At 26.0% G+C, this 24,952-nt stretch carries 23 protein-coding genes; 21 read left to right on the top strand and 2 right to left on the bottom strand.

The window, feature by feature from the left end:
• The 7 genes from J7M87_RS16710 to J7M87_RS16680 all read left to right on the top strand — a co-directional run.
• On the top strand, positions 1-582 hold a 582-nt coding region (locus J7M87_RS16710), incomplete at its 5' end, for an LPXTG cell wall anchor domain-containing protein (RefSeq protein ID WP_291652738.1).
• 365 nt (positions 583-947) lie between these two features.
• Positions 948-1,253 carry a hypothetical protein gene (locus J7M87_RS16705; protein WP_291652735.1) on the top strand — a complete coding sequence of 102 codons (306 nt, stop codon included), beginning with the start codon at positions 948-950 and terminating at the stop codon, positions 1,251-1,253.
• 161 nt (positions 1,254-1,414) lie between these two features.
• A complete protein-coding gene (locus tag J7M87_RS16700) occupies positions 1,415-3,010 on the top strand; it encodes an LPXTG cell wall anchor domain-containing protein (protein WP_291652733.1) in 1,596 nt (531 codons plus the stop codon).
• 74 nt (positions 3,011-3,084) lie between these two features.
• Entirely contained in the window at positions 3,085-5,523 is a 2,439-nt protein-coding gene (locus J7M87_RS16695; protein WP_291652731.1) for an O-antigen ligase family protein, read from the top strand.
• Positions 5,524-5,988: 465 nt separating this feature from the next.
• Positions 5,989-7,584 (top strand): peptide chain release factor 3, encoded by a 1,596-nt coding sequence (locus J7M87_RS16690; protein ID WP_291652729.1) that lies wholly within the window; start codon positions 5,989-5,991, stop codon positions 7,582-7,584.
• Positions 7,585-7,714: 130 nt separating this feature from the next.
• On the top strand, positions 7,715-8,467 hold the full coding sequence (locus J7M87_RS16685; RefSeq protein WP_291652727.1) for a hypothetical protein: 753 nt from the start codon (positions 7,715-7,717) through the stop codon (positions 8,465-8,467).
• Positions 8,451-9,401 (top strand): UDP-3-O-(3-hydroxymyristoyl)glucosamine N-acyltransferase, encoded by a 951-nt coding sequence (locus J7M87_RS16680; RefSeq protein ID WP_291652725.1) that lies wholly within the window; start codon positions 8,451-8,453, stop codon positions 9,399-9,401. The genes J7M87_RS16685 and J7M87_RS16680 overlap by 17 nt, the downstream gene beginning before the upstream one ends.
• Positions 9,402-9,536: 135 nt before the next feature.
• Here J7M87_RS16680 and J7M87_RS16675 read toward each other — a convergent pair whose 3' ends face one another.
• The gene (locus J7M87_RS16675) at positions 9,537-10,379 is read right to left on the bottom strand and encodes a Cof-type HAD-IIB family hydrolase (RefSeq protein ID WP_291652723.1); all 843 of its coding nucleotides are present in this window, start codon (positions 10,377-10,379) and stop codon (positions 9,537-9,539) included.
• Positions 10,380-10,569: 190 nt separating this feature from the next.
• Here J7M87_RS16675 and J7M87_RS16670 point away from each other — a divergent pair, with 190 nt between their 5' ends.
• Entirely contained in the window at positions 10,570-11,136 is a 567-nt protein-coding gene (locus tag J7M87_RS16670) for a sigma-70 family RNA polymerase sigma factor (protein ID WP_291652720.1), read from the top strand.
• Between the two features lie 384 nt (positions 11,137-11,520).
• Here the strand turns inward: J7M87_RS16670 and J7M87_RS16665 are convergent, their stop codons facing one another.
• Entirely contained in the window at positions 11,521-12,093 is a 573-nt protein-coding gene (locus J7M87_RS16665) for a sigma-70 family RNA polymerase sigma factor (RefSeq protein ID WP_291652718.1), read from the bottom strand.
• Positions 12,094-12,427: 334 nt separating this feature from the next.
• On the opposite strand from J7M87_RS16665, the gene J7M87_RS16660 reads away from it, so the two are divergent.
• The 13 genes from J7M87_RS16660 (at position 12,428) to J7M87_RS16600 (ending at position 24,942) form a co-directional block, all read left to right on the top strand.
• Entirely contained in the window at positions 12,428-13,150 is a 723-nt protein-coding gene (locus J7M87_RS16660; protein WP_291652716.1) for a CpsB/CapC family capsule biosynthesis tyrosine phosphatase, read from the top strand.
• Between the two features lie 673 nt (positions 13,151-13,823).
• On the top strand, positions 13,824-14,501 hold the full coding sequence (locus J7M87_RS16655; protein WP_291652714.1) for a Wzz/FepE/Etk N-terminal domain-containing protein: 678 nt from the start codon (positions 13,824-13,826) through the stop codon (positions 14,499-14,501).
• A gap of 9 nt (positions 14,502-14,510) precedes the next feature.
• A complete protein-coding gene (locus J7M87_RS16650) occupies positions 14,511-15,164 on the top strand; it encodes a CpsD/CapB family tyrosine-protein kinase (protein ID WP_291652712.1) in 654 nt (217 codons plus the stop codon).
• A 159-nt stretch (positions 15,165-15,323) separates the two neighbouring features.
• A complete protein-coding gene (locus J7M87_RS16645) occupies positions 15,324-16,097 on the top strand; it encodes a CpsB/CapC family capsule biosynthesis tyrosine phosphatase (RefSeq protein WP_291652711.1) in 774 nt (257 codons plus the stop codon).
• A 37-nt stretch (positions 16,098-16,134) separates the two neighbouring features.
• Entirely contained in the window at positions 16,135-16,794 is a 660-nt protein-coding gene (locus J7M87_RS16640; protein ID WP_291652744.1) for a sugar transferase, read from the top strand.
• A gap of 30 nt (positions 16,795-16,824) precedes the next feature.
• Positions 16,825-17,991: a nucleotide sugar dehydrogenase gene (locus J7M87_RS16635; RefSeq protein ID WP_291652709.1), complete on the top strand. Its 1,167-nt coding sequence runs from the start codon at positions 16,825-16,827 to the stop codon at positions 17,989-17,991.
• A 19-nt stretch (positions 17,992-18,010) separates the two neighbouring features.
• Entirely contained in the window at positions 18,011-18,976 is a 966-nt protein-coding gene (locus J7M87_RS16630; protein ID WP_291652707.1) for a GDP-mannose 4,6-dehydratase, read from the top strand.
• Positions 18,977-19,120: 144 nt separating this feature from the next.
• Positions 19,121-19,963, top strand: coding sequence for a glycosyltransferase (locus tag J7M87_RS16625; protein ID WP_291652705.1), 843 nt, complete (start codon positions 19,121-19,123; stop codon positions 19,961-19,963).
• An 11-nt stretch (positions 19,964-19,974) separates the two neighbouring features.
• The gene (locus J7M87_RS16620; RefSeq protein WP_291652704.1) at positions 19,975-21,078 is read left to right on the top strand and encodes a glycosyltransferase family 1 protein; all 1,104 of its coding nucleotides are present in this window, start codon (positions 19,975-19,977) and stop codon (positions 21,076-21,078) included.
• 59 nt (positions 21,079-21,137) lie between these two features.
• Complete coding sequence (locus tag J7M87_RS16615) at positions 21,138-22,355, top strand: glycosyltransferase family 2 protein (RefSeq protein ID WP_291652702.1); 1,218 nt, start codon at positions 21,138-21,140, stop codon at positions 22,353-22,355.
• A 10-nt stretch (positions 22,356-22,365) separates the two neighbouring features.
• A complete protein-coding gene (locus J7M87_RS16610; protein WP_291652700.1) occupies positions 22,366-23,589 on the top strand; it encodes an O-antigen ligase family protein in 1,224 nt (407 codons plus the stop codon).
• Between the two features lie 46 nt (positions 23,590-23,635).
• Entirely contained in the window at positions 23,636-24,205 is a 570-nt protein-coding gene (locus J7M87_RS16605; protein WP_291652698.1) for a serine acetyltransferase, read from the top strand.
• Between the two features lie 29 nt (positions 24,206-24,234).
• On the top strand, positions 24,235-24,942 hold the full coding sequence (locus J7M87_RS16600; RefSeq protein WP_291652696.1) for an acyltransferase: 708 nt from the start codon (positions 24,235-24,237) through the stop codon (positions 24,940-24,942).
• The last annotated feature ends 10 nt before the right edge of the window (positions 24,943-24,952 follow it).

Raw genomic sequence — 24,952 nt, 5'->3', positions numbered from 1 at the left:
GAAAAGATTGACTTAGATAAATATAAAGATGGAGCAGAAAAAGATGCATTTATAAATGCATTGAAAGCAGCAAAAGATGCATATGATAAAGCATCAACACAAATAGAAATAGATAATGCTCTATCAGCATTAAAGGCGGCTAAAGGTAATCTAGTAGAAGTAGAAACAGAAAAGCCAGAGGTGCCTGAAGTGCCAGAAAAGCCAGAGGTTCCAGAAACACCAGAAACACCAGAAGCTTCAAAAGTGGATAAATCTAAGTTAGAAAAATTCTACAAAGAAATCCTAGAGTACTATAAAGAAGCAAACCACTCAAAGGAAAACTGGAAAAAATATCAGGATGCATTAAAAATAGCAGATAAAGTTATTAATGATAAAGATGCAACACAAAAAGAAGTAGATAATGCTTTAGATTCCCTTATTAATATTACAAAATTAATGAATAAGGAGCTTGGCAATCCTTCTGATGTTCCACAATTACCTGAAACAGGTTCAAGAGTATCTAGTACAATAATAGTAGTTTTAGCAATAGGAATAGTTGCTATTGGTGGGACTATGTTTGTTAGAAAAAAGAAACAAGCTTAATTTAAATTAAGAGTATTTTAAATCCATGCATTAAGTTAAAACTAGTGCATGGATTTTTACATATGCCAAGAATGGGAAAGAACTTGATGGTGAAAGTCCACTGTGGGTTTGGTAGTGGGAACAACTATCCAATAATAAGAGTGTACACAAGGAGGTGGAGTTTGAAGGAAGTCAGAGGCAAAGTATAGGTCTGGTGAGTGTGAACTAAATATAATGTGAATTTTAATAAAATATATAAATTAAAATGAAAAAATATTAAAATAAATAAAAATAATGCACAATAAATCAATAATTTACTTGAATATGAAAATTATGTATATTATAATAAAATATACAAAAATAATATACATTAATGGAGGGGAAGTATGAAAAAGTTTAAATTATTTATTGCTAGTGTTTTAACTTACTTTATGGCAATGTCAATACTGCCAACAAGTCTTTTACAAACAGTTGTTAATGCAGCGGAGAATGAATACACTACTTTAGTGAAAAGTGATTACTATTTAAGATCCAATCAACAATATGGAAATAGAAGTTTGATAGCTTATTATAGTGAAAAAGAAAATAAAGTTATAATTTCAAAAGTTGAGGGAGGAAAGGAAACTGTATTAAAAGAAGTTGATGGATATCAAACTGCAAGTATATCTAAGTATAATGATAATACTGGGTAATAAAATATACTAAAAATGTTGTACAAGTTGGAGAAATACTTTTCTATGAAAAATACAATTTAAATAGTAATACATTTGAAAATGCAAAACCAGATGAGTGGCAAGAATCAAATATAGAGGACAGTAATCTAAGACCAGTTGCAATTACAGAAGATGCAGAAGTGAAAGATTTAATTAAAAAAATTATTAAAGAAAATAATATAGATCTTGATATAGATAGCATGTATAGAGCATATGATGGATATTATAATGTTATGTATAAAGATAGTGAAAATCAAATTTTTGCTAATATATATAGATATCCTAATAGTGGTAACATAATTGAATATGAGATTGGTTATGGGAAAATAGGTGAAGGTCATAGGGTAAAAGAAGGTATAATATTAAATGACTTTATCTACAAAGCTCAAGAGTCAATGGATAGATCGCCACATGTTGAGTTTAGTTATGATAGTGTTAATAATATTGTTTTTATTTATGATGAATTAGAATGGGATTATGAAAGTAATATATATAAATATAAAGTTTCAGAAGTAAAGGATAATAAAGTAATTAGCGAAGGAATAATGGAGGGGAATATTGGATATTACCCTAATGAATCCTTTAAAGAAAATGATATTTTATATATAAATTTAGGAATGAAGTTAGCAAAATATAGATTAACAAATGGAATATATGACTTTTTAGGGGAAATAGAGCTTTATTCTTATAGCGAGTCTATAAATAAATTTGACAAATCATATTGGTACGTAGAGAATAAAGGAAATGAAGCTTATCTAAGTAAAATAAAAGGTAATAATGAAATTAGTATAATAAAGTTAGATAGTGAAAGAATTATAAATAATGATTTAAAGATAATTGTTTATGATAATGACAATATTCTATTGAAACAATATAATAGATTCACAATAGTACAAAATAAAAATAATGTTACTCCGACCATACCAGGAGAACCAACAACTCCAGAAAAACCAGGAGATAACGAAAACAATGAGAATGTAGTAATCAAGCCATCTGATGATAAAGTTATTGCAGAAGTATCAAAGATTAATTCAAATGAGAAAAATGAAATAGCTATAAAAACTGAATCTGAAGCTAAAAATGTTGAAGTTGTGCTAAAAGATATAGAAGCTTTAAAATCAGGAAAAGGATCTTTAAATATATCTGTAAATAATAGCATGAAAATGAATTTACCATTATCATTAATAGATTCAGAACTTTTACAAGGCGCTAGTGATGTAACTATTAAATTAGATATATTAGAGAACTCTGACATTTTAAAAGATAAGAATGCTGTTAATAAAGTATTTGACTTTAATTTAATTATAAATAGAGAAGATGGACAAGTTAACGTTCATAACTTTAAAGATGGATTAGCAGAAGTAGAAATTTTATTGTCAGATAAGGATCTTGAGGGTTTAAATAAAGATAAACTTGTAGTTTATTATTATAACGATGCAGATAAGACTTTTGAAGCTATGGAAACATCAGTTGAAGGAAATAAAGTAACATTTAAAACATCACACTTTTCTAAGTATGTTATTGCTGAAAAAGTAGAAGGAAATAATGGAGCAGGATCTCCATCAGTAGATACATCTACTGAATCAAATGATACTTCAAGTAACAATTCTGAAACTGGAAAAGGAAATCTTCCAGAAACAGGGGCTAGGGTATCAAGCACTACTATTTTTGTAGTAGCGTTAGGAATTATGGCAATTGGTGGAGCTATGTTCTTTAGAAAAAGAAGACATGCTTAATTAAATTTAAGAATAATTTAAATCCATGCATTTAGAAAAATCTATTGCATGGATTTTTTATAAGGAGATAATTTATGTTTGAAATAATAATAGGAATACTGCCATTTATAATACCTTCATCAGTTTTAAAAGAAAACTTAGGATCTTTAATTTTATTTTTAATAGGAAGTATTTTTATTCTCATAAAAAAGAATAAACTTAAGGAGAATAAGTATTTTTACATTTTAATAGCAATGTGGATTTCTATAGTTATATCTCAAATAATTATTTCACCATATATTGAAAGTATTTCAGGAAGCTTTTTATATTTAAATATGGCTATTTACTATTTAATATATGGTTATATATTAAAAGGTGAGAATAAGGAGAAAATATTAAATTGCACACTTTTAGCAATAGTAGCTGTATGTATATTTTACATTACTTATCATGGATTATATCAAGGAATTAGAGTTTTTGGAAATATTGGATATGCAAATAGTTATGCAATGTTACATTTAATAGGACTTTATTTAAATGGAATTAGAACTAAAGATAAGTTTACATATGCAATAGAAACAATTTTATTTTTATCATTGTTATTTACAGGTTCTAGAACAACACTCATAATATCAGTTTTATATATTTTCTATAAGTTATATGTGGATATAAAAGATAATAAAATAAAATTAATAATATCACTAGAGCCAATTATATTAGGAATGATACTTTATGTTATTTTAGACAAATTAAAGATAGTAGGTATTGTGGTATTACCTATAATATTAATTTTTTATATATTAATAAAAAATATAAAATTTAAAGATAAGATTTATTACTTTTTTGGAGTGTTTATACTATTAGCTTTACTATTTACTAACAGTAATTTAATTAATAGGCTAAAAGATATTTCATTTAGTAATGGAACACTACAGGAAAGAATTCTATATTTTGAAGATTCAATAAATAGTATAATAGAACATCCTTTTGGCAATGGAATAAATATGTTCCAATATAAGCTTTTTGAGGATGCAACAGCTTTTTATGATGTCAAATATATACATAATTCCATATTACAAGTAGCCTATGATGCTGGAGTAATTAATTGCATAGCATTTATAGGAGTAATAGCTTATGGATTAATAATTATAGCTAAAAGTAAAAATAAGGATAAAAGTTACATAATATTAGCATATATATCCATATTATTACATTCATTATTAGATTTCGATTTATCTTTTAGTACTTTTCCTATAATTCTTATGATGTTGGTTACTTTGGGAGAAATAAGTGAAGAGGAGAAAAAATCAAAAAAGAAAAATAATAAATATACAAGCGATAAGGAAATAAAAGTAGAAATAAGAAATAACCTTAAAATTAAAAAAGTTATATATATTATTTTAGCTACGATTTCTATCTATCTTATTATTTTTGAAGCAACAATAGTATTAGGAAGATATTTAATTAATATTAACGATAATTTAGCAGATAATCTTTTTAGTTTTTCAAATAACATTTCATTTAAATGGGATTATAGAGGTTACTTTAATGGAGCACAAGTAAAAAAGAATCTGTATGATAAAAGTAATGACGATAAGTATTTAAAAGAAGGAATCTCTTTATTAGAAATTAGCAAAGAAATAAACATCTATGATCCAATGGTAACTTGGAATCTTTCATATATACATGAACTTTTAGATGAAGATGAAAAAGCATTAGATTATGGACAAGAAGTTTTAGAAAGAGAAAGGTTTTATCCAGAAGCCTATATAAAGCAGCATGATTACTTAATGAATCTATATTCAAAAACTGGTGATGAAAAATATGAAACAAAAGTAAAAGAATTAGAAGAGTATTATTATAAAAACTACAATGAGCTTAATAAAAGAGCAAAACATATGAATAATCAACTTCAAGAAAATTATGATGATATTAGAAGTAAAAATTTAGATTATAATATTTTAATAAATGGAAAATATGAAAAAGAGATAAAATATTTTAATCAAGAAGATGAAAAGTGGGCAAGCTTTCCTTATAAAACAGTGGATAATCCTTTGAGCAAGACAGGATGTGGAGTAACAGCTATGGCAATGATTCAAGCTACTATGAATGAATTAGAAGTAACTCCAATTGATATGGCTAAATATTCTATCGAAAGGGATTATTGTAATAATGACACATCTATTGAGTTTTTTGATGAAGTAGCAAAGGATGAAAGATATAAATTAAATTTAGAAAAATTTAATGGAAATGAAATAACAAAGGTAAAAAGGTTATTAAGTGATGGGAAACATATTGCAGTTGCATTGATGAGACCTGGAGATTTTACAACTGAAGGACATTATTTAGTTTTATATGGAATAGAAACTATAAATGGAACAAACTATTTTAAAGTTTTAGATAGTAATAAGGATAACAATAATTATAGAAATGATGGGAATATAATTTATAATAATCCAAAGGATGGATTTATAAAAGTTAAGTCAAGTTTATTTTTAGAACAATGTATTCAATTCTGGGTTTATAGTATTTAGATAATACTAGTTATAATTTAGAAAGTATATAGATCTGTTTTAGAAGAATGTTGTTATGTGGTTTTACTATAATTAATAAAATACATCCATGTCTGTTTTAAAAAATGTTGGTATAGAATTTTATCATAATACCAACACGTTTTTAAAACACACTGTTATGGGGGAGTAGTGAAGAGTAAGATAGTCAGTAATGAATTTTTAGGTAGTGAGTAATGAATACTGAGAGAGTGCTTAGAGAAAGTGAAGGATGAAAAAATTAAAGAGAAAATACATAAGGAATTTTGAGTAGAGAATGCTTGGTACTTTTATTTTCTAGTTTTGCTAAGCAAAACAACAACAGCAATTCCTTCATTATAAATTGATTTGTAATTTGCAATAAATTTTCATTTTAAATTATTAAACTTTAGGGTATAATGAATAACTAGAGAAATAGAGATAAAACTTAATTTTAAGGAGGAAGCTACTTTGGCAGATTATATAAATGAAATAGAGAAAAGAAGAACCTTTGCTATTATATCTCACCCAGATGCAGGTAAAACAACTTTAACAGAAAAGTTCTTGTTATATGGAGGAGCAATAAGGCTTGCGGGTTCAGTTAAAGCAAGAAAAGCTTCTACTCATGCAGTATCAGATTGGATGGAAATAGAAAAGCAAAGAGGGATTTCAGTTACTTCCTCAGTAATGCAATTTAACTATAATGATCACTGTATAAACATATTAGATACACCAGGGCACCAAGACTTCTCAGAAGATACATATAGAACTCTTATGGCAGCAGATAGCGCTGTTATGGTAGTAGATGGAGCAAAGGGGATAGAGGATCAAACAAGAAAGCTATTCCATGTTGCATCTCTTAGAGAAATGCCTATATTTACATTTGTTAATAAGATGGATAGAGAATCTAAAGATCCATTTGAATTATTAGAAGAAATAGAAAATGAACTTGGAATAAAGACATACCCAATGAACTGGCCAATAGGTTCAGGTAAAGACTTTAAGGGAGTTTATGAAAGAGATAATAATAGAATCATAGCATTCTCGGCAGGAAATCACGGTCAAAGTGCAGTAGATGCTATTGAAGGTTCAGTAGAGGATCCTAAATTTAGAGAAATATTAGGAGAAGCTCTACACGATAAGTTAATGGAAGATATAGAGCTTTTAGATATAGCTGGGGATGAGCTTGATTTAGAAAAAGTTAAATCTGGAGAATTAACACCTGTATTCTTTGGATCAGCTTTAACAAACTTTGGGGTTGAGCCATTCCTAGCACATTTCTTAGAAATGACAACATCACCACTTCCAAGAAACTCAAGCATAGGAGAAATAGATCCATTTGATAATAACTTCTCTGCTTTTGTATTTAAGATACAAGCAAATATGAATAAAGCTCATAGAGATAGAATTGCATTTATGAGAATTTGTTCAGGTAAATTTGAAAAAGGTGAAGATGTTTATCATATTCAAGGTGGAAAGAAGATTAAGCTTGCTCAACCACAACAATTTATGGCTCAAGATAGAGAAATAGTTGAAGAAGCATATGCAGGAGATATAATTGGGGTATTTGACCCAGGTATATTCTCAATAGGAGATACATTATGTGCACCATCAAAGAAATTTAAATTTGAAGGTATTCCAACATTTGCTCCAGAACATTTTGCAAGAGTAAGACCAGTAGACACAATGAAGAGAAAACAGTTCGTAAAAGGTGTTACTCAAATAGCTCAAGAAGGAGCAATACAAGTATTTAGAGAGCTTTTTATAGGAATGGAAGAAATAATAGTTGGAGTTGTTGGTGTACTTCAATTTGAAGTTCTAGAATACAGATTAAAAAATGAATACAACGTTGATATCAAGATGGAGAGACTTCCATTTAGATATGTTAGATGGATAGAAAACAAAGATATAGATATGGAAAAACTAAATTTAACTTCAGATGCTAAGAAAGTTAAAGACTTTAAAGATAGAAACATACTTATATTCCAAAATGACTGGGGTATTAACTGGGCATTAGACCATAATAAAGGATTAGTATTATCTGGAGTTGGTAAGAGTGAGGAATAATAAAAATAGGGGATAGTTGCTATTCCCTATTTTAAAGTTTAGATATAAAATATATAGTATACCTATATTATAAGATAAATCTATTATAATTATAATTAGGATAAGTTAGTATAAATTAGGAGATGGATTTATGAGGTGTGATTTTTCATTTAATCACTATAGAGAAATATTATATTTAGCAAAAGAAAAGGGATATAAAAGTACTTTTTTTGATGAGGAAGTGGAAGGAAGGCAAATTATAATAAGGCATGATATTGATTTAGATTTAGATGCTGCTTTAGAAATGGCAAAAATTGAAGCTGAACTTGATATGAAATCTGTTTACTTTATTTGGATTAGCTCACCATTTTATAATATATTTGAGAATAGATATAAGAATATTATAATGAAAATAGTTGAATTAGGGCACGAAATAGGTCTGCATTATGATGAAACTTCTTATATGTGTGATTCAAAAGAAGAATTAATTTCATATATAGATAAAGAAAGTAATTTGATAAAAGCATACTTTGGTTTAGATATAAGGACTGTATCATTTCATAGGCCTTCTGAGTATATTTTAAATAGTGATTTAAAATGTGGAAGGTATATAAATACCTACTCAAAAAAGTTCTTTAAGGAGTTTGCATATATATCAGATAGCAGGGGAATGTGGCAAAACATATGCATTTGTGATATGTTAAATAATGATTCACCTGAAAAACTTCAATTTTTAACTCATGCAATTTGGTGGAAGGAAAAATCACTGATTAACCAAGAAAGGTTAAAAGACTTTTTGCAATTTAAGTTAGAGAAGATGAGTAATGATTTATCAACTAATATAACAATTTATGATAAGAAAAATCTTATATTAAAGGAGAATGATTGTGAAGGTTACAATTAATAAAATAATCCAAGAATTTAAATATGAAGATTTATTGTTAAAAGCTGATTTTGAAATACAAGGAATTTCAACACTTAATGATATAAAAGAAAATACTATCTTATTTGTAAATAAGTATAAGGATGAGTTTGTAGAGAGAATTAATAATATGAAAAATATGTTTATATTATTAAGAGATGAATATAAGGATTGTATATCTTATAATGAAAATGTGTACGTTTTTGTTAAAAATCCAAGATTTGAGTACGCAAGGGTTGTGGATTTTATATTATCTAAAGAAGAGGAAAACTTTAAATTTGAAACTATTAATGGTTCATTTATAGCTTCTTCTGCACATATTGATAGTTCTGTAAAAATTGAACCAGGATCATTTATTGGTCCAAATGTTACTATAGAAAAAGGAACAAGAATTTTATCAGGAGCAAAAATAAAAGCTAATGTTAAGATAGGTAAAAATTGCATTATTAGAGAAAACTGTGTAATTGGTGGATATGGATTTGGTTTTGAAAAGGATTATGAAGGGAAAAACTTTAGAATTCCTCATATAGGAGGAGTAATAATAGGGAATAATGTTGAAATAGGTGCTATTACAACTGTTTGTTCAGGAACAATAAATCCTACAATCATAGAAGATTATGCTAAAATTGATGATCATGTTCATATAGCTCATAATGTTGTGATAGGAGAAAACTCAATAGTTACAGCTTGTGCAGAAGTAAGTGGAAGTTGTATTATAGGCAAAAATGCATGGTTAGCACCAAATACTTCAATTATTAATGGAATAAAAATTGGAGAAAATGTTACAATTGGAATGGGAGCAGTAGTAACAAAGCCAGTTGAGGATAATCAAATAATGGTTGGGGCTCCTGCAGAAACTTTAGAAGAGGCCAAAAAATTCAAAAGAATAAAAACTAAGATGATAAGTGAGGATTAATTTTAAATTAAGCTTATATATGAATGATTTTAATAAAAGTGATATATATTATGTGAAATCTACCCTATAGAGCAGATTAAATCAAAAATCTGCTCTATAGTTTTTTATTTATAGCAAGAAAATAAATTTTGGAATTTATTTTAAAACAAACATCTCAATTGCTTTAGCAACACCATCATTATTATTAGTGTCGGTAACGAAATCAGCAATATCTTTTACCATTTGAAGACCATTTCCCATAGCAACACTAACTCCAGCAAATTTAAGCATTGAAATATCATTTTCAGAATCACCTATACACATAACTTCTTCTTGATTTACATTAAGAATGTCAGCTAAGTGTGCAACTGCATTTCCTTTAGATGTAGTTCCAAACATAACTTCAAAGTTATCTGTTCCAGAGCTAACAACATGAAGCTTATCACCAAATGTTTCTTTAAGCTCATTTTTAGCTGCCCATAGGTTATCTTTATTTTCAGATTCTTCAATAACAATACCTTTAAGGATTTTTCCATCAAAGTTATTTAATGTTTCAATAACATCACTATTAACTATGAATTTAACTTTTCTATCATCTGGTAAATCCTTATTCATTATAGTATAAGCATGAGTTTCAGGAACTTTATCTTCTCTAATAAGTGTGTCCCAACTATTAAAGTTAATAGATAATCCATGCTTTTTAACGATCTTATAAATTTCAATAGCTATATCCTTAGGAATAGGGTTTTCTAAAATAGCTATATCATCATACTTATGTTTTATATATGCTCCATTAGAGCCTATGACTGGTGAATCAATTCCAATTAAATCAGCAAAGTATCTTGCTGAACCAAAAAGTCTTCCAGTAGTAATAGCTATATTAACTCCTAAGCTATTCGCTTTTCTTAAAGCTTCTTTATTTCTTTCGCTAACTTCATGGTTGCTGTTTAGTAAAGTTCCATCCATGTCTATGCAAATTAATTTAATATTTTGCTTCATATGTGATTACCTCCAAAGAAAATATATTAAGTCAAAAATAACTCTTTATATCTAGTATAATCTATAATACAAAAAAATGAAAATTTAATTGAAATAAGATTTCACTGTCAAAAATTGCGATAAATTATTATAGACTAACGAACACATGTTTGTTACAATTTAATTATAAATTATTAGAGGAGATGAATTTATGAATCAATTAATAGTTAAGGCTAAACAAGGGGATAAAAATTCAATGGAAGAAATATTAAAAAAGTTTGAACCGCTAGTTTACAAAACTTCAATTAGCTATTATATTTACGGGTATAGTGAAGAGGATATTAAGCAAATATCAAGACTTACAATTATTGAATCCGTAGAAAAATTTAATACTGATCTAAGTGATTCTTTTCCTGCTTACGTTAAAAAATGCATAAAAAATAAGATGTACAAAGAAATAGAAAAAGCAAGCAACAAGTACTACGAAAATAAATTGAATAAGGAAATAACCAATTCAATAGATATAGAAGAAGTCGTAGATAAAGATATAGATGTTTCAGAAGAGTGTATTAAGAAGGAAATGAGTGGTATTTTATTTAAATCTATAGAGAAGCTTAATAAAGAAGAGAAAGCTTTACTTAATACTATTTATGTACAAGGCATAACATTAAAAGAGTATTCTAAAAGAATAAATATTGAATATCATAAGCTTAGATATATGAAGGATAAAATAATAGAAAAGTTAAGAAATGATTCAAATATATTAAAAATAAAATAGTATTAATACAAAATAGTATCGAAGATAAGATTGAATCAAAGATAAGATAGTATGATATTTATTCCTTATTTAATTTTATTAAGAAATAAGATTTAAAATAATATAACTATTACTATCGATGTAAAGAAGTAAAATATAAAAACAACAAAGGCAACAGGAGTAGCAATAAAGGTATGGACAAATTTTTAAAACTCAGTATAAGATATGATATCATTTATAACAAAAAATTCAATATTCAAAGGTTTGATTATTATTCTAATTCATTTAAGATTAACTTAAACTTCTATAATCTTTTATACAATAAAATATGAAAATGCCTATTGAAAGAAGAAATCAATAGGCATTTTTACTTTATATAATAATAAATATGTTTAAATATAAATATTAATAAAAATTAATCATTAAATTTTTAAGCTTATTCAAGGCTCTTTTTTTCAAGGAACAACAATAGTAATAGTCCTTTTCTTGTAATGAAGAATATCGAGATAGATTAGGTTTATCATTTGATATATACAAAAAGTCAATAAGGTCTCTTTCTTCATCATCAAGCTTTTCTAAAGCTAAATGAAGATTTTCATCTATAGTATTTTTAATAACAGTATCCTCAACATTTATATTTTGATCTATTATACTATCACCAAGCTCACACCCATCATCATTAACCTTATTTAAACTAAATTCAGAATTATATTTAATTTGACTTCTGCAAAGATATTTATAACCATTTTTTATTGCCCAAAGAGCATAAGATGGAAATTTATCAACATTCTTAGATAAATCAAAAACATCTATAACATGAAGTAAATTTATAATGCCGATTTGAACAATATCTTCAAAGGATTTATTCTTTAGATAAATTGCCTTAGCTTCCTTTATTATTAATGGATAGTACATCTTTATAATTTCTTCCTTTGAGTTAGAATCATTATTTTTAGCTTTTTCTAATAATTCTTTCATAGATCTTCCTCCATTTAAAAGTTATTTCACTAAGTAAATATCCTTAAAAAAGAAAATTTGAGAAAAAAAATAAAGAAATTTTTAGTCATAATATTACAGTAAATAAGAAAAATTGTTTCTGTCAAATTAATTTGATTATAAACTTAATTAAATATGAAGAGTAATGCTGATATTATACAAATTCATTAACCTTATATTTCCAATTAAAGTAATAAAATTACAACAAATAAATAAATTACCTTATTAACTGTCAAAAACTGTAGAAATAAAAGTGTGGTTTAAATGTATTTTTAAATTTATAATTAAAATTATAAAAAATGGAATGAGGGATAAAATGGTATTTGCGAATTTAATTTTTAAGGAATTAGTTATACGTGGAGAATTTAAATCAACAGTTTTACTTAAAAAAATAGATGAAGCCATAAAGTGCAATATAAAAAGACTCGTTTTAGCTCCTGCATATTATGATGAAGAAAGTAAAACTACAATAGAAGAAGTTAAAAAAATAGTAGAAGAATTAAACTCATATTTAAAAGTAAAAAATATAGATTTGACCTTATATTCAGGAAGTTTATTAAGAGACAATTATGAAAATGTAAAATACTATATGGAAAAAATGTTAGGTGGTATAAATGAAACTAACTTTGTTTTACTAGATGTTGAAGAATCAAATAAGATAAATGATTTATTGGAAATAGTTTTTGAATATAAAATACGCAACTTAATACCTATAATAGTTAGTCCTGAAAAAATAGAAGAAATCATAAAAGATAATAAAAAAATAGACAAACTATTAAATGAAGAATGTTTATTTCAATTAGATCCAGGAAGTTTAAAAGGGGTTCATGGAAAAAAGATTCAAAAAACAGCTAAAGCTTTATTAAAAAAAGATATATATAATTTTGTTGGTTTTGAGGAGAAGATAGAAGAAACCTATATAGATAAATCAATAGAAGATTTAAGTAAAAAAAGTCTATTCATACTAAATCCAGAAGGGGCTAGGGCAAAAAGAATTTTTAAAAGCACTAAAAAGAAAAAGGTAGCGATTTTTAGATAGATATTCAAAGGTAATTGAGTATCTTATTTTAAGCATTAAATGGAAGTATAAACATAAAGTTTTAATGAATATTTATTCAAATGAATGATGTATTTAATATAAGAGTACTAAACGACAAAAAATAATATATTTATTTATAATTTTAATAATATTAAAATTGAAATTAAATATATAACTAGAATGTGTTTATGTTGATAGAATCAAGTATAGGTTGAGTTATTTGATTTAAAAGAAGTTTGAAGAAAAAATAATATATCATTAAAAACATTAAAAAAAATGTACAAATAAAATATATGTTTGGAGATAAAATTTAAAATAATTAAATTAAATGATATAAAAAATCTTAAGAAAACATTTAGAAATATAGTATAAAGTAGAATAGTTGAAATTTAGCTAAATATGTTGATAAAAAAATAAAACATAAATATACAAATATGCTATAATTTCTTATTGTTGCAGTAATTTAGTGTAATATAAGTTTTTATATTATGATTAAATATTCAAGTTATAATATATAAATAAAAATAGCGATGCATAAAAAATAATAAAAAGTTTAATGAAAAGTTTAATAAAAATATAAATTTTACTTAAATTCATCTAAAAATATGTAAATAATATAGTTTTTAATGGTATAATAAACTGAAAATGTGATTATTTAGTAGGAGGAATTAAGTTGGAAGAACAAGTAATAAGATTAGATGAATTGTTTGAAGCCTTAAAAAAGAGATGGTTAATGATAGTTTCAATTACATTAATAGCTACAATTATATCAGCTGTATTAAGCTTTTTTGTAATTAAACCACAGTATGAGGCTAGTACAAAAGTTTTTATAGGTAAAGATGACACTGATACACAGGGTTATAATCAAAATGATGTAGTTATGTATCAAAAGCTTATGAAAACTTACTCAGAAACAATAAAAACAAGAGATTTAGTTTCTAAGGCGTTAAATAAGACAAGTTATAATTTAGATGCAGAAAGTGTTTTAAAAAGTTTAACTGTAGTTTCAGTTGCAGATACACAAATTCTGCAAATAAAATATAAAAGCAATAGTCCAGAAGAAGCAAAGAATATAATCAAAGAAGTATCTAATGAGTTTATAAGAACATCAAAGGAGTTAGTTCCAAATGGAAATATAAGAGTAATAGAAGAAGTTCAATTACCAGAAAATCCAGTAAGTCCAAATAAGAAAATGAATATTGCAATAGCATTTTTATTAGGGCTAATGGTGAGTGTAGGATTAGCATTTTTATTAGAGTTCTTAGATAATACATTTAAAACTAAAGAAGAATTAGAAAGAGAATTGGAAGTACCAGTAATTGGTTTGATTCCTACAGTAAAGGAGCTTTAGGAGGATATTATGTTTATAGTAGAAAAACAGCCAAAGTCTATAGCAGCAGAAAGTTATAGAACATTAAGAACAAATATACAATACTCATCTTTTGATAAAGAATACAAAGTAATAATGGTAACAAGCTCTGAGCCAGGAGAAGGAAAATCAACAACAGCAGGTAATCTTGCTTTATGTTTGGCTCAAGGGGATAAAAAAGTAATATTAGTAGATTGCGATTTAAGAAAACCATCATTACATAAAAAATTTAAAGTTTCAAACATAGTTGGTTTGTCAGATGTAATTATAGGAAAAGAGGAGTTAGTTACAGCAATTCATAGATATAATAAAAACTTAGTAATATTAACTTCAGGGAAAATACCACCTAATCCATCTGAAATGCTTTCATCTAAGACAATGACTGTATTATTAGAAGAACTTAAAGAAAATTTTGATTATATAATTTTAGATACTCCGCCTGTACAAGCTGTTACAGATTCACAAATACTTTCTACAAAGGCAGATGGAACAATAATAGTGGTTAAAGCGGAAAGAACAAAAAAGGATTCAGTAGAAAATGCAATAAACCTTTTAAAGAAGGTAAATGCAAATATTATTGGTACAGTATTAAATGGAGTAGATAATAGTAGAAATAAATATTATTACTACTACGGAGAAAAGTAAGAATAATGGATAATGGGATAGTGGAAAGTTGACAATTTAGGAATAAGCTTTGTAGGAGTTTATAAATAAAATTTTTACATAATTCAGCTTTAGCTAAATTACAATCTTAATTGCCAATTGTCAATTATCAATTATCAATTGAATTTCGGGGGTTTTTTTATGGTAGATTTACATTCTCATTTGATTTGTGGAATTGATGATGGATCTAAATCTAGGGACATGACTTTGAATATGTTAAGGCAAGCTGCTGAGGGGGGAACTACTAAATTAGTTCTTACTCCTCATTACATGCCAGGGTATTTTGAGGTTACCTTAGATGAGGTGAAAAAGAAAGCAGAAGATATAATAAAACTAGCTATAAGAGAAGAGATAAATCTTGATATTTATCAAGGGCAAGAGGTTTATTATACAGATAAAATATATGAAAATTACATTAATAATTACATAGGGACCATAAATAATTCAAGATACATGCTAATTGAATTCAACATGAGGGATTTTTCTATTAAAGAAGCTATTGAAAATATTTATGAGTTACAACTAAAAGGAATAGTACCAGTTATAGCTCATCCAGAAAGATATCAAAAGTTTATAAAAAATCCTTCTTTGATAAATGAATTTATAAAAGAAGGATTTCTTTTTCAGGCAAATAAGGATAGTATAACTGGAGATTTTGGGAAAGAAGTTAAGAAAACTACAGAAATATACTTAAAAAACAATATATATAGTTTTATTGGTTCAGATGCACATAGAGATACAAAAAGAAATGCAAATATACAAAATGTAATAAATTACTTGGAAAGTTTTAATAAAAAATATGCAAATTACTTACGAGATTCTGGTGAAAATCTTTTAAATAATGAAGAAGTTAATTTTGAAGGAAGTTTAATAAAAGAGAAGAAAGGGCTGTTTGGTATATTTAATAAAGTTTAAATTAGATGGAAATAAATTAAGGGGATGGGATTTAATAATGGAAAGACTTCAAATTGAAGAGCAAGAAATTATTCAGGTTGAGCGACAAAAGAATATTTTATATGAAGTATCTAAAAGGACTTTAGATTTTATGGCTTCATTTTTAGGATTAGTAATTCTAAGCCCTATATTATTAATTGTGGCTATTTTAATAAAATTAGAATCAAAGGGACCGGCAATATTTTCACAAAGTAGAATAGGTCTAAATGGGAAAGAATTTAAAATGTACAAGTTTAGATCAATGGTACAAAATGCTGAAGAGTTAAAAGAAAAGTTAGCTAAGCAAAATGAAATGTCTGGTCCAATGTTTAAAATGAAAAATGATCCTAGAGTTACTAAAGTAGGTAAGTTTATAAGAAAAACAAGTATAGATGAACTTCCACAATTATTTAATATTTTAAAAGGTGATATGACTTTAGTTGGTCCAAGACCAAGCCTTCCAAGAGAAGTAGAAAAATTTGAATCTTGGATGTTAAAAAGACTAGAAGTAAAACCAGGTTTAACATGCTACTGGCAAGTTTCAGGAAGAAATAATATAAATTTTTATGAATGGATGAAGCTTGATTTAAAATATGTAAATGATATGAGTTTTTGGCTGGATATAAAATTAATTTTTAAAACAGTAGCTGTACTATTTGGAGATAAAAATGCTTGTTAAAAATTTAGGTGATGAGGAGAGTAAATTAAAATGAAAATTGCAGTTGCGGGAACAGGGTATGTAGGTTTATCAAACGCTATATTATTATCACAAAATAATGAAGTTATAGCCCTTGATATTATTCAAGAAAAGGTAGATATGATAAATGATAAGATATCACCTATAGTAGATAAGGAAATTGAAGATTATTTAAAAAATAAGAAATTAAATTTAGTTGCGACAACTGATTCATATAAGGCATATAAGGAGGCTGATTACGTAATAATATCAACGCCTACTAATTATGATGAAAAGTTAAATTATTTTAATACAAGAAGTGTTGAAGCTGTAATAGCAAATGTATTATCAATTAATCCAGATGCAGTTATGGTAGTAAAGTCAACAGTACCAGTAGGATATACAGAAAAAGTAAGAAAGATGTTTGAAACAAACAATATAATCTTTTCACCAGAATTTTTAAGGGAAGGAAGGGCTTTATATGATAATCTTTATCCTTCAAGAATAATAGTAGGCGAAAAGTCAGAAAGAGCAGAAAAGTTTGCAAATCTTTTAAATGAAGGTGCAATTAAAGAAGATATACCAGTTTTATTTACAAATTCTACAGAAGCAGAAGCTGTTAAGTTATTTGCTAATACTTATTTAGCTTTAAGAGTTGCATATTTTAATGAACTTGATACATATGCAGAATTAAGGGGATTGAATACTAAAGAAATTATTGAAGGAGTTGGGTTAGACCCAAGGATAGGAACTCATTATAATAATCCCTCCTTTGGATATGGTGGATACTGCCTACCAAAAGATACAAAGCAATTATTAGCAAATTATACTGATGTTCCTAACAATATAATAGGTGCAATAGTAGATGCAAATAGAACTAGAAAAGATCATATTTCAGATATGATTGTAAAAAGAGCACCAAAAACAGTTGGTATATATAGGTTAACAATGAAAACAGACTCAGATAACTTTAGATCATCATCTATTCAAGGCATAATGAAAAGAATTAAGGCTAAAGGAATAGATGTGGTTGTTTATGAACCGGTATTAAGGGAAGATAATTTCTTTAACTCAAAGGTTGTAAAGGACATAGATGAATTTAAGGAAGTAGCAGATGTGATTGTATCTAACAGGTTAGCAGATGAACTAGAAGATGTTTCAGATAAAATATATACAAGAGATTTATTTACTAGGGACTAGAATAGAGGGGGAAAGCTAAATGAGAACAATATTAGTAACTGGAGGGGCTGGATTTATAGGCTCACATTTAAGTGAAAGATTATTAAAAGAAGGAAATAAGGTTTTAGTTATAGATAACTTTAATAATTATTACGATCCTAAAATTAAAAGGAACAATATAGAAGAAGTTAAAAAAACTTGTATAGATAATGGTATCCCTTTAGAAAATTATAAAGTTTTTGAAGGAGATATTAGAGATAAGGGATTCTTAAAAGAGATATTTTCTAATAAGATTGATTCTATAATGCATTTAGCAGCAATGGCAGGGGTAAGGCCTTCAATTCAGGACCCGGGATTATATTATGATGTAAATATCACAGGGACAGTAAATTTATTGGAAAGATGCAGAGAATCTGAAATTAAACAATTTGTTTTTGCATCTAGTTCATCAGTTTATGGAAATAATGAGAAAGTACCATTTTCAGAAAGTGACAGAGTTGATAATCCTATAAGTCCATACGCTTCAACAAAGAAATCAGGAGAACTTTTATGTCATACATATCATTATTTATTTGATATGAATATAGCATGTTTAAGATTCTTTACTGTATATGGCCCAAGACAAAGACCAGATTTAGCAATTAATAAATTTACAAGTTTGATTTTAGAAGGTAAAGAAATACCATTCTATGGAGATGGAACAACATCTAGAGATTATACTTACGTAGATGATATTGTTAGTGGAATAGTTGCAAGTATTAATTATGTTAATACTGATAGAAAGGTGTTTGAAATATTAAATATTGGTGGGGATAAGACAGTTTCTTTAATTGAAATGGTTGAAACTATAGAAGAAGTTTTGGATAAAAAGGCTAAATTAAATAGATTACCAATGCAACCAGGAGATGTGAATAGAACTTGTGCTGATATAAGTCATTCCAGCGAATTACTTGGATATATGCCACAGACTATTTTTAAAGATGGAATCAATAAATTTATTAGATAGAAATTAAGGTAAAAAATAGTAATAGATATGTGAATTTAATTTGTGGATATATAGATATCAATACAATTAATATAAGATATATCTATAAAATTGAATATTTATGAAATGTAGCTTAAATTTATTTTATGTTGAGAGGAAAAGATAATGAGTGTAAGATACGATAAATTAGATTATAAATACAGTGTTTTAATGCCAGTGTATTTTAAAGATAATGCAGAATGGCTAAAAATCAGTATTGATAGCATGTTATCTCAAACGGTTAGCGCTGATGAATTTATAATAGTAAAAGATGGTAAGGTTACTGAAGAATTAGACAATATCCTTGATAGCTATGATAAAAAGTATCCTAATTTATTTAAGATTTATGAAATGAAAGAGAACGTTGGGTTAGGAAAAGTTTTAAAATATGGTGTAGAAGTATGTAGAAATGAATTTATTGCTAGAATGGATGCTGATGATTATTCAAAAACTGATAGATGTGAAAAACAATTAGAGGTATTTAGATTAAATAATAATTATTCTGTAGTAGGAAGTAACGTAGAAGAATTTTTTGACGATAGTAATAATGTTATTAGTCAAGTGTTACTACCGGAAAAACATGAAGATATTTACAAATATGCAAAAAAAAGATGTCCTATAAGACATCCAGCTTTAATGTATAAAAGAAGTCATGTTATTAATTCTGGAAATTATAGCGACTATTTCCATGCTCAGGATTATAATTTAGTAGTAAAAATGTTAATGAATAATTGCATTTTTTATAATATCCAAGAATCGCTTACACTTATGAGAGTAACATCAGATTTTTACAAAAGAAGGGGGGGATTAAGACAATTAAAAATAGTATATAAATTGAAAAAAGAATTTTGGGAAATGGGTTTTTATACATTTAATAACTTTTTTATAAGTACATCAATTAATAGTATTGTATGCTTATTACCAAACTTTATTCGTGAATTAATTTATAAAAAGTTTTTAAGAGCATAAGGAGATAAGGGATGAAACCTATAAGGATATTACAAGTAGTACCTAATATGCACTCAGCAGGAATTGAAAATTGGTTAATGAATATATATAGAAATATTGATAGGGAGAAAGTTCAATTTGATTTTTTAGTTCATTATAAAAAGAGATTTGATTTTGATGATGAGATAGAAAGTCTTGGAGGAAAAATTTTTAGGATGTCAGTAAGAGAAGATAATAACTTAATAAAGTATATTTCAAATTTGAATAAATTCTTTTCTGAGCATAAAGAGTATAAAGTAATACATGCTTATATGCCAAGCTTAGCTTATATATATTTGGGAATAGCAAAGAAATATAATATTAAATACAGAATTTTACATAGTCATAATGCTTTTTGTTCAAAGAATATAAAGGGATATTTGAAAATGGTATTATCAAAAATAGCTAAATATAATGCGACTAATTTATTAGCATGCTCTTATAAAGCAGGAGTATTTCAGTATGGAAATAGTGAATTTACTTTAATTAATAATGCAATAGATGTAGAGAGGTTTTCATATAACTATACTATAAGGAATCAAGTTAGAAAAGAGTTAAATGTAGAAGAGAAATTTGTCATAGGGCATATTGGAAGATTTAATGTTCAAAAGAATCATGTATTTATAATTAATATTTTAAATCAAATAAAAAAGGAAAAAAATGATATACATTTGATTTTAGTAGGAACTGGAGAGTTAAAGGAAACAATAGAGGCAATGGTAAAAAAGTTAGAATTATGTAATAATGTAACTTTTTTAGGAAGTAGAGATGATACGCACAAATTATATCAAGCATTTGATTTATTTATATTGCCTTCATTACATGAAGGGTTGCCAGTTGTAGGAGTTGAAGCACAAGCGGCAGGATTACCAATATTATTTTCAGAAGAAGTAACTAAAGAAGTTAAATTAACTGATGAAATTGAATTCTTACCGATTAATAAAGGAGAGGGAATATGGAAAGAAAAAATATTAAAAATCAGGAAAAATAAAATTCTAAGAAAGAATAATGTAGATAAACTAACTAAACTCGGATACAATGTGAAAAATGAATCACAAAAGTTAATTGATTTATATACTTCAGTTTATGAATACTAAAAATATTAATAAAAATATTATGGAGGAAATGATATTTATATATCAAATTTATTTTAATAATGTTAAAAAAAATAAAAAAAATTATTTTAAATAATTTAATACTTAGTAAAATACAATCTTATATAGTAATTGTATTAAGGAGAATTCCAGGAATAGAATATATTAGTGGAGTTATTAACTTTAAAAAAGTAAGAATAGCTTATGATCAGATAAATAGAGAATTTAAAAAGGAGAATTTATTAAATGGGTCTATATCAATAGAAGAAAGTATCATTAATGAGTTTAAAAAAGGATTTAAAAAATATATATTGGCACAGCCTAAACGTTATGAATTACCTAAACTGTTTATAGAAGCTGATATAAGATTAAAGAAGGAATCATTTAAAAAAAGTTCTGTAGGTGAAAAGGATATACTTTTAATTTGTGTTGTAAAAAATGATCTTTATAGAATGAAAGTTTTTATGGAACATTATAGAAAAATAGGGATAAGTAACTTTATTATCATTGATAATTTATCTGATGATGGAACTTTTGAGTTTTTAAATGAGCAAAAAGATGTTAATTTGTATTCATGTAAAACACCATATTCAACATTAAATAGAGAGTCCTGGATAAATAGAATAATTGCTCATTATGGTTTTAATCATTGGTATTTATGTGTAGATTCTGATGAATTATTTGTATATTCTAATATGGAGAATGTTCCGATTGATAATTTTATAGAAAATGAAAGATCAAAACGTATTAGATCAATAATGATTGATATGTATAGTGAAAATGGTATATGGGAAAATTCTGATTTAAATAGTATAGATATTAAAAAAAAATATTGTTATTTTGATACTAATTCATATAAAGAGAGGGCAAATTTAAAGTTTGAGTTAATAGTTGGAGGGCCTAGAACAAGAGTTTTTTCAAAAACTGAAAATGATTTTTCAGGAATAATGGTCAAGCATCCTTTATTTTTCTTCGAGAGAGGCGATATACAAGGACATTCTCATTATCAATTTCCTTTTAAATATAACTTTGGACTAAAAAACAACTCAGCTTTATTACATTATAAATTTTTACCTAGTGATTTACATAAGTATAAGCAACGAGTTGAATTGAAAAATTATGCAAATGGTAGTAGTGAATATAATATATATATTCAATCATATAATGAAGATCCTAGTTTATCTTTTATGTATGGAGGATCAGAGAAATATAAAAACTCATTGTCGCTAAATTTAATAAATATTTATAATAAAAATAATAGTAATATTAACGATGAATAAAAGGTGGAATATGAAGTTAATTAAAAAGAAAAATTTAATTTTAAATATTTTAAATATATTATTTATACTGTCTTTACCAATGATGCCTTTATTTACTCGTAATGGATATTATACTTTAGGATTAATTATAGTATTTTTTTCTTTTTTAATATTTATAAGAAATAAGATTTATTTAACATCATTTGAAAAAATGGAGATAGTATTTACTATATGTATAATAGGATCAATTTTATACAGCTATAACATAGGGAGTTCAATAGATGTTTTAACTAAGAATATTAGAATAGTATTATTTTCAATTGCTACTGTTAGATTATCATTTATTCTGAATAAAAATATAGATATATCAGTTTATAAAGTTGGAAAATATTTTGTGATAGGAACAGTTATTATTTCTATATACATTTTCTTTGCTGAGTTTGGAGTAAGAAGAATAAATAATAGATATGGAGAAATTGTATTTTCGAAGGAATATGGAACATATATTACTTATTCTTATAATTTAATAATTAGTATATGTTTTATTATTTATAGTTACATATTTAATTGTAAAATAAAGAAAGAAAAAATAAAGACATTTCTATTAGGGAGTTTAATTTTTATTTTTATACTATTATCTGGTACGAGGAAAGCAATGATAATACCAATACTATTTGCTATTATGATTACATTCATTAATGCACGACAAAATGCTATAAAAATAATAAAATATGTAATTATTTCTTTAATAGTATTAATTATTATATATTATACAATTATGAATGTAGAAATATTTTATAATTTTATTGGGTATAGAATAGAATCATTATTAGCTGTTAATTCTTCAATAAAAGATAATTCTATGATGGAGCGTATTTTAATGAGAGATTATGCATGGGAATTATTTTTAAGAAATCCTGTATTAGGACATGGAGCAGGTACATTTAGAGATTATTTTATACAAATATCAGGGAAATATTTATATAGTCATAATAATCACTTAGAGATATTAAGTGGTTTAGGGATTATAGGATATATTGTTTTTTATGGATGGTTAATTAATATATTATCAAACTTATATAAATTAATAAAAGAGGGAGATGAAATTTCTATAGGATTTTTCAGCTTTATTCTTATTCAAATATTTTTAGATTATGGAACTGTTAGCTATAATAGTGAGCAATATATTTTAATTTATTGCTTGGCGGCCATGTATTACTATTGTAAAAAGAGATATATTTTAATAAAAGATTAGGTTAATGGTAAGTAATTATAAAAAATAATATGGAGATACAAAGAAGATGATAGTTACTAAAAAGGATTTATATGATTATTTAGAATATGAGAAGAGGCTATACATTAATAGAGATAGATTAAAGTATATAATTTCGATGTTTATAAAATCGCCATTATATATGAATTGGAAATATGTTAAGGTTTTAAGAAAAGTAGAATTTTATAAAAATAATAGCAATAAAATCTTATATATTTTTTATAAAAGAAAATTAAATAAGTTAGGACAGAAATTAGGGATAGAAATAAAGGAAAACTGTTTTGGAAAAGGTTTGAAAATATTCCATGGAGGATCTATTATAGTTAATTCAAAGGCTAGAATAGGAGAAAATTGTAGGATTGTAGGAAATGTTTGTATTGGTAATAATAGATCAGATGGTGGAGTTCCTAAAATAGGGAAAAATGTATTGATTGGTATAGGAGCTATAGTAATTGGAGATATTGAAATAGCAGATAATATATCTATAGCTGCTGGAGCTGTAGTTGTTAATTCTTTTAAAGAAGAAGGAATTACAATTGGAGGAATTCCAGCTAGAAAATTAGAAATTAAAAAAATAATAATCATACATAAAGATTAGGGGCATAAGTATAGAAAGGTGTTTAAATGTTGAAAAAATTAATTAACATAATAAAGTATGGTAATAAGGAATCGTCAGAATCATATATAAAGTATTTAAGAAGTATTGGAGTTGAAATAGGGGAGGGTGTTAGATTTTTTGCACCTATGACTAATACAATAGATATACAAAATCCTTTTATGATACAAATAGGAAATAATGTTAGAATAACAAAGGGAGTAGCGATATTGACACATGATTATAGTTGGTCGGTATTAACAGGATTAGAAGGGATACTCTGTGGTTCTATTAGTAAGGTTAATATAGGGAATAATGTATTTATTGGAATAAATTCAATTATTTTAAGAGGTGTTAATATAGGAAATAATGTAATAATTGGTGCAGGTAGTATTGTAAGTAAGGATTGTAAAGATAATAGCGTTTATGCGGGTAATCCTGCAAAATATATTATGAGTATAGAAGAGTTTTATAAGAAAAGATTAGAATTACAATATAAAGAAGCAAAAGAACTAGCCCAAAATTATTATAAGAAAACAGGAAAACTTCCTGATGAAAAGATTATGGAAGAATACTTTTATTTATTTACTGATTGTAGCAAAAATGTATCAACAGAAATAATTAATAGAATTAAGAGAACAGGATATTATGAGATTTGTATAGATAAATTGAAAAAAAATAAACCCAAATTTAAAGATATAGATGAGTTTTTACAATCATGTAGTATTGATAATGAGTAGCTAAATGTAG

This window comes from Clostridium sp. (assembly GCF_017888565.1).
In the GTDB taxonomy this organism is placed as follows: domain Bacteria; phylum Bacillota; class Clostridia; order Clostridiales; family Clostridiaceae; genus Clostridium.
Note: the sequence above shows the minus strand (reverse complement) of the source record. Positions and strands in the feature narration are given on the sequence as shown.